Consider the following 13,822-nt stretch of genomic DNA (forward strand, 5'->3'; position numbering starts at 1 on the left):
GGATAGGATGAAAGAAAAACTGAACCGACTTCATATATGGTACACATCTGGTGAAGGATATGTGCATTGTGGACCAGAATCGATTCGTCATTTGTATATTATATTGTTGCGTTTTGGGATGTTTGTGTATATTTTAAGTGCCATGAATATCTTTTACGATAATTTGAACGAAGACTTTAGGTTTTTAGGGATACTGGCATTTTTAGGTTATTTTATGGTGGGCTCATTGATTATTCATATAGGCTGGCGCTTTTTAAATAGATTGACTGCATATATTGTGGTAAACGCATTTGTCGTTCTATGGACAGTGTTAGCTGCGTCTCTATTTGCGTTTCAATTAGCAGCGGGTCATCTGATGTTACAAGTGGTGTATATCGTTGTTATTACCATTCAACTGACTTGTTTATTTTTAGTGCTCTTAAAAAGTAATTCGGAACCAATTGTAGTAAATAAAATTTTCAAAGGTTATGCTGTAATGGGTTCGTTGCTTCTGGCTTATGTGTTCATTCCTGATATTGTAAATAGTATTAAGCAAGGAAAGCACTGGAAAGATCGAGATTATATAAATTGGAATGAAACAATGTTTGGAAAAGAAATGGCTGATATTATAGCAGGTCCTCAGATAGCCATTTTATGCTCTACCATAGTAATCGGTATTTTAACATGGGCGATCATCAAGCTATCGCAAAAGTGGAAAGCAGTTGATGAAAGCACAAATACCCCGGTTCCTGGTTATTTACTGTATCATGCCGGAGTTATGGCTTCAAAACAGAAAAGAAAATGGGGTTATCTCGCAAAAGGAAGTAAAGATTTCCCAGATCCAGTAACTTTTCTGCGTGAAGAAGGAGGGGTGCGCTATTTTAAAAGAAAAGTAATTCACGGCACGGATGAAGAGCTTGTAGTTTACAAAGGAAACGAGGCAGAAGCGGGGATTTTTCTATGTAAAGTAGTCGGGAGTGGTCGTGCACCTGAATACGTGAAAGTGTTGTATGGTGGGAAGAAAGGAAAATGGCGCCCATATGAATTTGAAGAGATTGTAGAGGAATAGACAAATAGATATGGCAAGGCATGAAAAATGATGATGTTACAAAGGGGATACGAAAAATGAATACATGGTTAAATGTATGGGTGCGTCCGCGCCAAGTGATGAAGCAAGAGTTAAGCAAGGAACGAACGAGGAAAGATACATGGACATTCTTGGGTCTTGCAGCGCTATGTGCTTTTTTAATGTTTATCGTTCAATATAAAAGAGAGTATGTTTCAACATACGCAGAGGTGTTGATCACTGCTTTTATTTGCGCAGTAATTATTGCACCGCTTTGGTTATACTTGTTTGCATGGCTTTATAAATGGGTCGGTTCTTGGTTTGGTGGGAAAGGAAGTGTTTTAGCTTTACGTGTTGCAATGGTGAATGGTGTGTTTAAGCCACAAATCATTGCTGGCGCCCTCTGTATCCCGTTTATTTTGTTGGTAGGTGAACCTCACTTCTTAAAGGGAGAGGCATTTGATTTAGCTGTGCAATCTTACACACCGTTACAGACATTTTCTACGCTCTTTGCGGCGTTGATCATGTTTACAGGATCAGTTTGGACGTTTGTTGTACAGATGCATACGATTGGTGAGGCACATCAATTTTCAGCATGGAAATCTCTGTTGGTTTCGGTAATCATAGTGGTTGCTATTGTTTTAGTCTATGTGTTTATCATTTTTCCGTTATTGGTTTATTGGCTTACATAGATAGGAGAATGATATGGAAGAGTCGCCGTGATCGTGAGTATATGAGAGCGTTGTGTGTGGAAAAAAAGGTGATCCGGGCGAATTTGAAGGAGTTATAGAATGAATAGACGATGGATAAGGAGTGGTTAAATATGACGGAGGCAAAACAAAGAGAGGTGCTAGTTCTATCGACAGATGAAATAGCCGCAGCGCTTTTTCTATGTGGATATGGAGCAGTGGCTACAGAAATGTTTAATACACAACAGAGATTCAAAAATGAAGAGGAGCGCGATCATTTCTCGTACAATGCAGAAATGTCATTGAAAAAGCGTGGGTACTGGGATGACGATAGGGACAAGCACCTTGTGGAGGGATTTGAAAGCTTTGTCCATCTGCTTATGAAAGCGCAAAAGCGCGTACGTTGCGTCCGTGGAAATGCGATGTTCATGTTGCACAATATAGATGGACAAGGAGTGATTATTCAGACGGGTCAAGGAAGGGGACATGTATTCGAACTTGTTCAAGATGTAGATCAGTGTTCAGAAGCATTACGTAGTTTTTATGAAATGAAAGAAGTAGACGAAGTATTGCAGACGAAGGACTTTACGGTGACAGTTGATTTTTTTGAAAGGTTGCGCGGGATTACCATAGAACAGTTAAATATGATGATCGAACAAGGAGTGCACGACGATCAAATTCGTCAATTCTTAAAAGACTTCCGTACTAATGAGTTGGTATTTGATAATATTGCGTTCATGCGTACCGATTATGCGGTGAAAAGTAAGAGTGATTTACTGGAAGTACAGTTTTTATTAGAGTCAGACGTTTTTGTATGGTATATTGACTACCAGAATATTGGGGAGAAAAAAGAAGTACATGTATATCCCGTTGAAAAGAACGAGTATTTAGGTAGGGTCACGAGTGACATAAATGAATGGTTTGCGGGTACATCCGATTGATTGTCGTTAGTATTTAGATATGATCGCACGTATGAGTGAGTTGTTTAAGGAGTAAAGAAGACACGCGATTACCGGAGAAAGTGGCAAATCTGTTACTTCTTAGTCACGCAGAGCTACATGCTTCGGTTGTGTTTTTTGTGATGACGGATTGTAGTTGTGCAAAATAGCGAGGGATTTCGTAGAGAATAATAAAATGAGCGGAGAGAAGAAGATGAAAAAAATCTATTACATAGTATCACTTGCGCTAGTGTCTGGTATGACGCTATCAGGGTGTGGGAAGTCAGAAGATGTGTCAGTAGAAGACTTGTTAACAGAGACGCAAGAAGTCATGAAAGGTGTGGAAGGAGTTGAAGTGGCAACGACGCTGGAATTAGAAACGAATGATTCTAGTGATGGTAAGTCTATTGTTAAGGGGCGATCACAAGAGGAACGGGTTCAAGGTTCTATGAAGATGTACCGTGAAGTTGAAATGACTGTAGACGATGAGCCACCATATAGTGAAGAGCAATATATAGTGGATGATGGTTCTATGTATTCGGGGGCCGATAATGAATGGATATTTTTTAGTGAGACTACTTATCAAATAGAAGATATCTTGTTTGACAGGTCTTCAGTGTATGTTAATATCGAACAGGTCTTGTCTCGGATGGCAGCTGCTGCGGAGGCTTCATCGAGTCATGTTGATTATAAAGAGGATGATGGTGTGCATGTATTAACGTTAGGCTCGATGCACGAGAAATTGAAGAATCCTGAGACGCTATTCCAGGTGCCTGTTGATATAAGCGTTTATGATTTGGAAGCAGTCATTAATAAAGAAACTGCTATTATAGAGAGATTAACTATCACATGTGAACTTTCATATGAAGAATCCGGTGAAGTTATAGATGAAAAGCTTATTTTAGACAGCAAGATATCTGTGGCTGAGGACGTTGATGTTAAAGTACCACAAGAGGTGTTAGATGCTGCAAGATCATATTGATATATGGACATGAATTTTGTTGTAGAGAATTTTATATAGTATATTGACTACCACGATATAAGTATATATGGAGAGAAAAGGGTTAGTGTAGCAATGTTGAGCTAATCCTTTTTTGTGCAATGCTGTTTGAATCTGCTTGAGTTAAAGCAAGTGATACAGCCGGAAAAGCATGGGATTCGGTGACAGATTCCTGGAATTCCGCAACAGACTTCATTTTTGGTTCGGCGGCGGAAACCGGAGAAATGGAAGACATACTAGACAAGTTAAGCAGGTACTTTCAAGCATTAAGCCAGATGGAACAAGAATTCCAGACGTTGGTACAAGAATATGAACAGATGGACCACGAGCTAGCAGGAAAAATGGCGTAGGGCCGAAAAACATACAATTAGAAGGCTACGAGGATGAAAATCTTAGATGTGAGCCGAGCGATCGCAAAGCTCGACAAAGACATAGCCACACTGCAATACTGTCTTGATTTTCTCGATTTAATGGATTTAGCAATCTCAGATGTAACGAATATGGACGGTGCGTTCACTGGAGAAGGTGGAAAAGCGATTATTGCCAACCATACGGAGTTACAGCTTCCAACGATCCGAGCATTTCGTGCCCACATTAATACAGCGATTGAGAAGAACGAGAAAATGAAGGGATATATCCTTGACTTCGAGCCAACTGAAAATGGTGTTGTGACCGAAGACTATTGGGATACGCAAATGAACCGGGGACTGGACAAGGTAGAGGAATCAACTGAGCAGTCGAAACAAAATGTCGATGATTATACAGCTTCCGTTAGCCATATTATCAATCTCGGTAAGTTAGATATAAGCCAAGTATTGAACCGTGTTGATAGCTCACGAAAAGTTGCAGGTGAAATTGTGGACGGTTTGCATACGCTCGATAGTGACGGTGTGGATTTAATGGCTGAAGTGCAAGCGAGTAGTGCAGAAATGAACGGGATCTTGGAAAAAGCGATTGAATGGACGAATTCAGGTGGACCACTGTTAAAAGGAGTGAACCTTCAAGATGTAAAGTCGCACTTTGAAGAAGCGACGTTACATAAGGAAGCACCGGATGTGGATATGGGGCGTTTGAACCGGGATAGCGGGGATGAGCCGTCGTTGATGCAGGGTGTAGTGGATTTCATTGGAAAAGAGGGGAAAACTATACATGATTGGGGGCTCGTTGGTGCTGATGTCGCGCGTGGTGCAGCTGCGACAGTCATGTTTACAACTGGGATGTTGCAATTTGTAGACAACGGAAATGGTACTGTTAAATTGGTTGCCGATTCGACATGGACGAAGCAAAAAGGACAGGTAAAATATGATTCAAAAACGGCTTCCAAATTACAAGAGTTAATGAAGCATCCAAAAGGAGAGTATTTTGGACGGCGTTATGGGTACATGCCTAGTAGTCTTCTTAAAGACACAATAGGATTGAAAAATCTGCCTAATGTAGGAATGAAAGGACTATTGGAACGATCTGCAGGACCAATGCTGACCTATAAAAATGGACAGCGGCTTGTAAATTACTATCAGCGTGATGCGGGCTTTAAAGCAAATGCGAAGAATTTATTAGTGAAAAATGTAAGGAATAATGTTTTATCAACAATAAAGAGTATTGATGTGAAAAACTCTCTTAAAAATATGAAGCCAGGCGGTGGGGGATGGCAAAAAAACCTTGCTCGTGGAGGAAATATATTGTCAGCAGGGCTCAACTTTATGGAAGCATTCTCAGACCAACATAAAGATAAAAGTACTGCCCAAAGAACGGGACGTGCTCTTACTGGAACTGCACTAGATATTGGTGCTGGCTATGCTGGTGCCACCGTAGGCGCCGCGATTGGTACGATGATTTTCCCTGGTGTTGGTACTGTTGTCGGTGGATTTGTTGGCGCAGCAATTGGTGGTATTGCAGCAAACACATTTTTAGGAGAGCCAGTGAGACAAGTTGGAGAGAAAATTGGTGCTGCCGCTGAAAAGGGTTGGAATGCTACAGTAGACGCAGGGAAAAAGGCTGTGAATGCAGGAAAAGCTGTTGGTAAAGCAGCCTTGAATGAGGCGAAGAAAAAGATTGATGATGTGAAAGAAGGGGCAAAGAATTTACTAACAGGGGGCGCCAAAGCGCTGGGGAGTTTATTTGGTTGATGTCGGTGGGGGGTTCCCCCACTGTATAATTTAGTTGATGAAATCGTTGAATTGAGGTGCGATTGTGAGAAACATCAATTCTTCAAGAGGTGAAGAAAAAGAAAGTTATCTCTCTATTTATTTTGGGAACTGTTTTTTGATTGGATTGTTGGTTCATCTTTACAGCATTCCTAATATATTTTTTGTATATATTGATGACATGTGGCGGCTAGTTGCAATTTTACTGTGGTTGAGCTATTTTGTTGCGGTTGCTATTGGATCGTTTGTTGATTATCGCTTCCCCAGTCATGACCGTTTTGGATCGTATTCATTTGTTTTCACTTTAGGCTTATGGTCAATGATGACGACTAATTTATACGGAGTCCAGGCCTTGGTTGAGCAGCCGCTTTACCAAGAAGTTTATATCAACCTTCTCTGGATCCAATTGTTGCTAATTTTACTCTCATGGATAAATTTGATTTCTGTTCATGTGCGCAAATTGTTAGGGCGCACAGTGACTATTATTCTTGGAGCGTTCTTTGTATTTCATCTCTTAGGGGTTTTTGCTTCAACAAAAGGCATGGGTATTTATGTCTTTTTGTTTGGCAAAGATGCTGCAGTTTCTCTTATATGGCCGGGTATTGCGCTTTTCTTCTCGGGTTTATGGACACGTGTTATCATGGGTGTAGGTGTAGATTTAGATATCACTCCAGAAGAGCGGGCTAGAGAGGTAGCACGAGTAAAAGAGCGCGAAGAGGATAAGAAGCGCAAAATATCAGAGGAAATGTTATCAAATGGGCGGTACTTGGAGTATGGAGAGTTGGATTATTTTGTTGCTGAAGATATAAGTAAGTATCGGGAAAAGGGAACGAAGACATTTGAAGATGTTGAATTTTTATATATGGAAGATGGTGTTCGTTATTTTAGTCGAATGGATTTGAGTTCCCCAAAAGAAATGGTCTTGTATAAAGAGAACAAGCAATGGTATTGTCGAACAGAGGGTCAAGAGTCAGAACTGGTATTCTTGGCAGACGAGCGTTTAGAAGAAGATTGTCATGAGTTTGAAGTTGATAAACATACATATCTGGAACGAGCGATCAATGGTAGCCGTTTAGTTCCTCGATTTGTAGAGTTGCCTAGTGATATTGATGAATCTAAGGTTGATAGGTATGGATAGGAGGTGCAAAAGCACTTCGTGAATTGAGGTGCGATTGTGGGAAATGTAATTCCGTCTTCTGATAAAAGTAAGGAAAGTTATCTAGGGTTGTATTTCTTTTATCAGTTTATGTTGGGGTTGCTGGTTCATCTTTACAGCATCCCGAATATCTTTTCTGTATATACCGATGATACGTGGCGATTATTTGCAGTTTTATTGTGGATAAGTTATTTCATTGTGAGCCCTATTATGGCGTATGTGCACTACCGTGATGCAAATAATCTACGGTTAGGAACTTATTTGGTTGTTTTTACTACGGGTTTATGGTCAATGGTAGCCATTAACTTATATGGGATCCAAGCGCTAGTTGATCAGCCATTTTATCAAGGGGTCTACACTAATCTGTTATGGGGACAACTGCTTTTAATTTTGTTTTCGTGGGTAAAATGGATCCCTGTTCGCACACGTAAGCTCGTCGCCAGGGGAGTAACTGTTGTTCTTGGCGCATTTTTCTTGTTTCACGTGCCAGGTATCACGGGTTTATGGAGAGATGCTGGTCTTTATGCTTTTTTATTTAAAGATGCTGCCCAATCTCTCGTGTGGCCAGGTTTTGCACTTTTCTTTTCAGGTTTGTGGACGCGTTTCATTATGGGCACGGGTATTGACTTAGATATCACCCCGGGAGAACGTGCACATGCAATAGCGGAAAAGAAAGTGCGTGAGGAGGCAGAAGGAAGACAAATATCAGAGGAAATGTTGTCAAGTGAGCGTTACTTGTATTATGGTGAACTAGATTACCCACATGAAGATGGGGTAATTGATTATCGGGAAAAGGGTTCAAAGAAGTTTGAGGAAGTGTACTTTCTATATGTAGAAGCTGGTGTCCGCTACTTTACGAGGATCTATTCTGAGGAAGAAGATTATTTTCAGGATGATGAGGAAGAAATGATATTGTATAAAGAGAATGGACAGTGGTATTGTCAAACTGCTGGCCATGAACCTGAACCGGTATTGTTACCGGATTGGTATGCAGAAGAAGAATGGCATCAATTTGAGATTGATAAACGTGAATATTTGAAGCGAGCGATTAAAAATGGTTGTCCAGTTCCGTTTTTTGTGGAGATTCCAAGTGATATTGATGAATCTCAGGTTCTTCGATAATAGGATGAAGATATTTTTGCAGGAAAAATCTAGTTAGAAAGAGGAGAGGTCACAGATGAGTAATATAAAAGACAGCATGATTATTTACCCAGGAAAAGGACGAACGCTGTTATTTTTGATTTTATCAATAGGATTTCTAGCTGCATTGGTGTGGGCAGTTTTAAATCGAGAGTCTATTGAAGAAGGCGCAATGGGGGTTACAACAGCCACTGCACCACTGATACCTGTAATTGCAGCGCTAGGCATCCCTTTCTTCAGCATTCCTACCGGATATTTAGTGTATCGCCTTATCAAACCAAAACCGTCTCTTCGTATTGATAAAGAGGGGATTTACGAGAATGCTTCTCTTGCCGGTGTCGGTATGATCCGGTGGGATGAGATTGAGCGAATCGGTATGTATACGCTAGTAGGACAAAAAATGATCGGCATTGTGCCGAAGGATTTTGATACATTTCTTCAACGACAAAATGGTGTAAAACGTGCTTTCTCAAGTATGAATAAGAAAAAAGAGTTTCCGATCAGCATTCCCCAAGGTGCAAGTGATGTCCCATTAGAGTCTGTTTTGGCGTTTGCCGAACAGTTTATTGACAAAGAAAAGATTGGTTAAATATGGTTAGGGCACATGTATGTGTGCCCGTATATATTTTTGAACGTAAGAAATGAGTGGAGGGATGGGCGATGATTGAAGAGAAACAAGTATTCTCGTTATCGACAGAAGAACTAAGTGTGTCGATGATGTTATGTGGCTATGAGCAGGCGGCAGCGGATGCGTTGAAGAACACGCGCGAATGGGACAGTGACGAGCAGCTACAAGACATTGTTGGAGAGGCAGAATTGTCATTACGGCGTCGCGGCTATCAAAATGAGCAAGGTGAACTCGTTCACGGACTCGAAAGTTTGGTTCACTTGTTGATGAGATCCGAGAAAAAAGTGCGTTGTTTACATGATAAAAAGGTGATGATTTTACATGACATGGGTGCTCGAAAAGCACTCATGCAAAAATGCGAAGATGGCATGCATCACTTTGACCATATTGATTTGACAAGCAATAAACAGGGTGAGAAAAAAGTGCAAGATTTTTACCAATTTCCATCGGAAGAACCGATAGAGATGGAACCGTTTATGATGTCGAGTGAGATGTTTCAGGATTTTTCAGTCGCAAAGACTGCAGAACAAATTAACGATCTCCTTGCCGAAGGAGAACAGCCTCCAGCGATGCACGCATTTATGAAAGATTTTGTGGCTAGTGGGTGTTTCTTAGATAACATGTCATTGATCAAGTCTGATGTCATTACAGATGAGAACCAGATGCCAGAGATTCATTTATTTTTACCATCAAAATCATTTATTTGGTATATCGACTATACGGAAGTAGATACACAAGGTAAGGTATATTTCTATCCTACAAACTCAGCCGGATTGATTGAAATGATCATGACGCGGATGAGCATGTGGTTTGGGAATTAAAAGAATAAGCGGCTATGGTTATTGGAGGGGTGTATGATGAATAAAATCGTGAATTTGTTACAAGAAAAGCAGATCGCCTTATCTACAGATGAATTTATTGGCGCACTTGCATTGTGTGGTTATGAAGAAGTGGCACATGAGGCTTCATTGCTTAAGCGAGATATGACAGAGGAACAAATGAAGGCTTTCTCTTACCATACCGAGAGACTGTTAAAGCACCGTGGTTACTTAGATGAAAGCCGTGAAACACAACTAGTTTCAGAAGTAGAAAACCTTATTCATGCCGTGATGAAAGCGCCAAAAAAGATTCGCTGCGTATATGGACAGTATGCATTGGTATTTCACCACTTAGAAAATAATGGTATGATTGTTCAACGTTTTGAAGGGATGGATCATGTTTTCACACTAGTTAAGAGCAACTTTAACTATGTGGAGCACCTGGCTGACTTTTATGGTTTACCAAAAGAAGAGCCAACCGAAGGAATTGCACCTTTTACACTCGAAAGAGAGCTGTTTGATGCCATGGGCACGTATACAGATGAAGAAATGGACGCGATTTGTGCGGATGAGGATCATCCAATATTTTTCCGCACCTTTTTGAAAGATTTCCAAGAGCGGCATGCGATCATTGATTCTATCACATTCATGTTCGGACAAGAAGGGGAAGAAGAACAGCGTGATGAGCCGGTCTACCTCTTTTTAAAAGGAAAGGCGTGTGTATGGGTGTTTGATTATAGCTTTGTGGACGAAAAAGATGAGATTGATGTATACCCTGCGGATATGAAGGAATATATGAAGCTGCTTACAGAGGAAGAGTTGCCGGATTGGCTTGAGCGGGGTTAATATACTTTGGAAGTGAATTTTCTTGGTGGCGGGCTTTGTAGAGGAGCTCGTCATCGTCATTTATACATATTGAAATTTATATTATTGTGAATGGTTATTTACGTTTCATTTGAGGAAGGTTTGTCCATTGTCGAGCGTGAAGTCTCACAACTCATTGGCCAGCTCGCTTTCGCCCATAGCTATCACGACTTACGCTTTGTGGCGATATTGAATGAAGACCAACGAGAGAAATGGGCGTGGATGCGGTGGTTGCCGCACTTCCAATTGCCTGGTTCAGAAGCAAAAGGCTTCATTTACGACGAGAAGGCGTGTGACCACATCTTAAATCCGCTGTACCACGTGCTACGCGAACGAGATTTAGAACAAAAAGAAGCACGCGAACGGAAACGAGATGGGAAAAGGTTTCTTCCGCATCTTGTGTTCTTTGTCGCCAACCGTTCATTGATCGCCGAACACGGCATTATGGAGTATTTGGAAGGAAAAGATAAGCAGCTTGGTTGCACCATCATTTTCCTGACGGATGTCGCGCAAAACTTAAGTGAACATGTGCATACGATTGTGAAAGCTGTTAACCGTAACGAAGGTGAGATCGTCCTCCTACGGAACATCTCGATTCACAAACGCTTCCGTTTTGATGCATACGATCCGACGTCAAATGAAAACTACGCCCGCATGCTTGCCTCTTTGCATCACCAACAAGGCATGACGCGCTCGACCCCTGACGTGGTTTCCTTCATGGAAATGTTCCCTGGAGTCGTGCAGGCAAAAGATTTAAACATTCAACATCGTTGGCAAACGAATGACAGCACAAAGACGCTTGCGGCACCAATCGGTTTCAAAGCAAAAGATGAGCTAATCGAACTGAATGCCCACGAAAAAATGCACGGGCCACACGGATTGCTCGCCGGGACGACAGGGTCAGGTAAATCGGAGTTTTTACAAACGTATATTTTATCTTTAGCGGTCAACTATCACCCGCATGAAGTTGCCTTCCTCCTGATCGACTATAAAGGCGGCGGAATGGCGCAACCATTTAAAGGCATGCCGCACTTACTCGGCGTCATTACAAACATTGCTGAAAGCGAAAACTTCAGCTTGCGTGCCCTTGCGTCGATTCGGTCAGAATTGAAAAAGCGCCAACGGTTGTTTGACGAATATACCGTCAATCACATTAACGCCTATACGAAACTGTATAAAGACGGCACGGCAGAAGAGCCAATGCCACACCTCTTTATCATTTCCGATGAATTTGCCGAGCTAAAAAATGAGGAACCAGAATTCATTAAAGAACTCGTCTCGGCAGCACGAATCGGTCGTTCCCTTGGCGTGCACCTCTTGCTTGCGACACAAAAACCAAGTGGCGTCGTTGACGGACAAATTTGGAGTAACTCCCGTTTCAAGATCGCCTTGAAAGTCCAAACACCAGGTGATTCAAGAGAAATCTTGAAAAACGACGACGCTGCGTCAATTAAAGAAACCGGTCGCGGTTACTTACAAATTGGTAGTAACGAACAATACGACTTGTTCCAAAGCGCATGGAGCGGTGCCCAATACTTACGTTCTGCCCATGACGGCGAAGAAGAGGTCGCTTATGTGACAGACCTTGGCCTCCAACTTGCCTCGCGCATAGGGGTAGAGGAAGAACACGACCAAGAAAATAAGAGTGAAATTGAAGCCGTTGTCGAAGAAATCGCGACAACGACCGAACAACTGGCGATCACCCCAGCGAAAAGTCCGTGGCTCGACCCACTAGAAGAGCGGATTGTTTATGATTGGACAAGCGCAGACGAAGAAATGGACGCCTTCCCATTCGCCGTTGCTGATGATCCAGAGAACCAACGACAATTCCCGATTTGTTACGACTGGGGTAAAAGCGGCAACTTAATGATCTTTGGCGCGAGCGGCTATGGCAAGTCGATGACGCTCCTGACGCTCCTACTCGCCTTTGCCGAGAAACGCTCACCCGAGCAAGCGAACTATTATGTACTCGACTTTGGCAACGGCGCTCTCTTGCCATTACGCCAACTCCGTCATACGGGTGATTACATCAAAGTAGACGAAGGACGTAAGCTAGAGAAGCTCATTGACTACATTGGCCAAGAAATGGAACGACGCAGTGAGCTATTTATGGAAAAAGAAGTGAGCAGCATCTCTGTTTATAACGAGGTGAGTGACAAGCCACTGCCGTCGATCTTCCTTGTCATTGATAACTATGACGTGTTAGCAGAAGAGTTTTCTGACCAAGCAGCAGCGTTTACCCGATTCGCGCGCGACGGCCAATCACGCGGTATTTACGTCATGATGACAGTCAACGTCCGAAACGCCGCCAAGCCGGCGCTGTTAAACAGCATGAACATGAAGATCTGTCACTATATGATTGATAAAACGGATGTGACGTCATTAATGGGTAGAATCCCATTCGTCATTGAAACGATCCCAGGTCGCATGCTCGTCACAAAAGACAAAAACTGGCTCGCGCAAACGTACTTGCCAGCGGCAGGGGAAACCGACCGTGAAGTCATTGAAAACGTGAAAGCACGCATTCAAACACTGAACGACAGATACGAAGAATCAGCAGTGCCAAGGTCGATGGCGATGTTGCCGAAGACGCTCTCGCTCGTACAATTCCGCGAGTACTTGCAAGAAAACCCGAGATCAGGTATTCCAATTGGCTTGAACGAGGAGACGGTGCAGCCGGTTTATCTGGATGAAAATGCAGGTGCGTATACGGTCATTGCTGGGGAACCACAACGTGGGAAGTCAAATATGTTGAAAGTGATGCTCTCGTTCTACTTTGAAACAGATGTGGAGAAAGTCGTGCTATGTGATGGCGTCGATCGCCCGTTGTTCGAATTTGGTAAACGAGAAAAAGCATGTTACCCAACAACTTCAGAGGAATTGCAGCATGCGATTGAAGAAATGAGACAAGTGATGGAAGTACGGATGCAACAATATGATGAGGCACTCAATGAAGGCGCCGGAATACCTCAATTCCGACCGTACTTGTTTGTGATTGATAGCTATAATGAATTTAAGCGACTGCTCGGCGTTTCTAAAGAACCAGCATTTATTGACATGATGCAGCGATTCGGTCATGTACAACTACAAGTGATCGCTGCGGCGGACCATAAAGATATTAGTGCGAGCTATGGTGGCGTCACAAAAGAACTGAAAGCAGCCCGTCAACATGTACTTCTAGTGAGAAAATCAGTCCAATCTGTCGTTACCTTTGGACTGCAGAAGGCAGAGAAGTTAGAAGACGGATTCGGTTATCACGTTGTAAATGGTAGAGATGTCAAAATTAAAATCCCAGAAGTGGTCAAGGAAGAAGAATTGGTTCATTCGTAAGCGAGAATGGAGCAGACTGGTCATCGGCGTCATCGTTGGGTGACGCTTGGTGACATGTCGAATATAGTGG

12 protein-coding genes are annotated in these 13,822 nt (G+C 42.3%); all 12 read left to right on the forward strand.

The window, feature by feature from the left end; all coding sequences use genetic code 11:
• Window positions 1–7 precede the first annotated feature (7 nt).
• The 12 genes from NSQ26_RS13095 (at window position 8) to essC (ending at window position 13,752) form a co-directional block, all read left to right on the forward strand.
• Complete coding sequence (locus tag NSQ26_RS13095; protein WP_499718470.1) at window positions 8–1,048, forward strand: hypothetical protein; 1,041 nt, start codon at window positions 8–10, stop codon at window positions 1,046–1,048.
• A gap of 56 nt (window positions 1,049–1,104) precedes the next feature.
• Complete coding sequence (locus tag NSQ26_RS13100) at window positions 1,105–1,737, forward strand: YIP1 family protein (RefSeq protein WP_499718471.1); 633 nt, start codon at window positions 1,105–1,107, stop codon at window positions 1,735–1,737.
• 131 nt (window positions 1,738–1,868) lie between these two features.
• The gene (locus NSQ26_RS13105; RefSeq protein WP_499718472.1) at window positions 1,869–2,675 is read left to right on the forward strand and encodes a hypothetical protein; all 807 of its coding nucleotides are present in this window, start codon (window positions 1,869–1,871) and stop codon (window positions 2,673–2,675) included.
• Window positions 2,676–2,886: 211 nt separating this feature from the next.
• Window positions 2,887–3,654, forward strand: a complete 768-nt coding sequence (locus tag NSQ26_RS13110; protein WP_499718473.1) for a DUF6612 family protein — start codon at window positions 2,887–2,889, stop codon at window positions 3,652–3,654.
• Window positions 3,655–3,833: 179 nt separating this feature from the next.
• On the forward strand, window positions 3,834–4,022 hold the full coding sequence (locus NSQ26_RS13115) for a hypothetical protein (RefSeq protein WP_499718474.1): 189 nt from the start codon (window positions 3,834–3,836) through the stop codon (window positions 4,020–4,022).
• Between the two features lie 33 nt (window positions 4,023–4,055).
• A complete protein-coding gene (locus NSQ26_RS13120) occupies window positions 4,056–5,798 on the forward strand; it encodes a T7SS effector LXG polymorphic toxin (protein ID WP_499718475.1) in 1,743 nt (580 codons plus the stop codon).
• Window positions 5,799–5,862: 64 nt separating this feature from the next.
• A complete protein-coding gene (locus NSQ26_RS13125; RefSeq protein ID WP_499718476.1) occupies window positions 5,863–6,954 on the forward strand; it encodes a hypothetical protein in 1,092 nt (363 codons plus the stop codon).
• Between the two features lie 36 nt (window positions 6,955–6,990).
• Window positions 6,991–8,094: a hypothetical protein gene (locus tag NSQ26_RS13130; RefSeq protein ID WP_499718477.1), complete on the forward strand. Its 1,104-nt coding sequence runs from the start codon at window positions 6,991–6,993 to the stop codon at window positions 8,092–8,094.
• A gap of 55 nt (window positions 8,095–8,149) precedes the next feature.
• Window positions 8,150–8,701: an STM3941 family protein gene (locus NSQ26_RS13135; protein WP_499718478.1), complete on the forward strand. Its 552-nt coding sequence runs from the start codon at window positions 8,150–8,152 to the stop codon at window positions 8,699–8,701.
• 71 nt (window positions 8,702–8,772) lie between these two features.
• A complete protein-coding gene (locus NSQ26_RS13140) occupies window positions 8,773–9,561 on the forward strand; it encodes a hypothetical protein (RefSeq protein ID WP_499718479.1) in 789 nt (262 codons plus the stop codon).
• Between the two features lie 36 nt (window positions 9,562–9,597).
• Window positions 9,598–10,404, forward strand: a complete 807-nt coding sequence (locus NSQ26_RS13145) for a hypothetical protein (RefSeq protein ID WP_499718480.1) — start codon at window positions 9,598–9,600, stop codon at window positions 10,402–10,404.
• A 120-nt stretch (window positions 10,405–10,524) separates the two neighbouring features.
• Entirely contained in the window at window positions 10,525–13,752 is a 3,228-nt protein-coding gene (essC, locus tag NSQ26_RS13150) for a type VII secretion protein EssC (protein ID WP_499718481.1), read from the forward strand.
• Window positions 13,753–13,822: the final 70 nt, after the last annotated feature.

The sequence above is a fragment of the Bacillus sp. FSL W7-1360 genome (genome assembly GCF_038592975.1).
In the GTDB taxonomy this organism is placed as follows: Bacteria; Bacillota; Bacilli; order Bacillales; family Bacillaceae_D; genus Shouchella; species Shouchella lonarensis.

Coding starts and splice junctions, on each gene's coding strand:
- NSQ26_RS13095 (WP_499718470.1), top strand. CDS start 8: ATGAAAGAAAAACTGAACCGACTTCATATATGGTACACATCTGGTGAA.
- NSQ26_RS13100 (WP_499718471.1), top strand. CDS start 1,105: ATGAATACATGGTTAAATGTATGGGTGCGTCCGCGCCAAGTGATGAAG.
- NSQ26_RS13105 (WP_499718472.1), top strand. CDS start 1,869: ATGACGGAGGCAAAACAAAGAGAGGTGCTAGTTCTATCGACAGATGAA.
- NSQ26_RS13110 (WP_499718473.1), top strand. CDS start 2,887: ATGAAAAAAATCTATTACATAGTATCACTTGCGCTAGTGTCTGGTATG.
- NSQ26_RS13120 (WP_499718475.1), top strand. CDS start 4,056: ATGAAAATCTTAGATGTGAGCCGAGCGATCGCAAAGCTCGACAAAGAC.
- NSQ26_RS13135 (WP_499718478.1), top strand. CDS start 8,150: ATGAGTAATATAAAAGACAGCATGATTATTTACCCAGGAAAAGGACGA.
- NSQ26_RS13140 (WP_499718479.1), top strand. CDS start 8,773: ATGATTGAAGAGAAACAAGTATTCTCGTTATCGACAGAAGAACTAAGT.
- NSQ26_RS13145 (WP_499718480.1), top strand. CDS start 9,598: ATGAATAAAATCGTGAATTTGTTACAAGAAAAGCAGATCGCCTTATCT.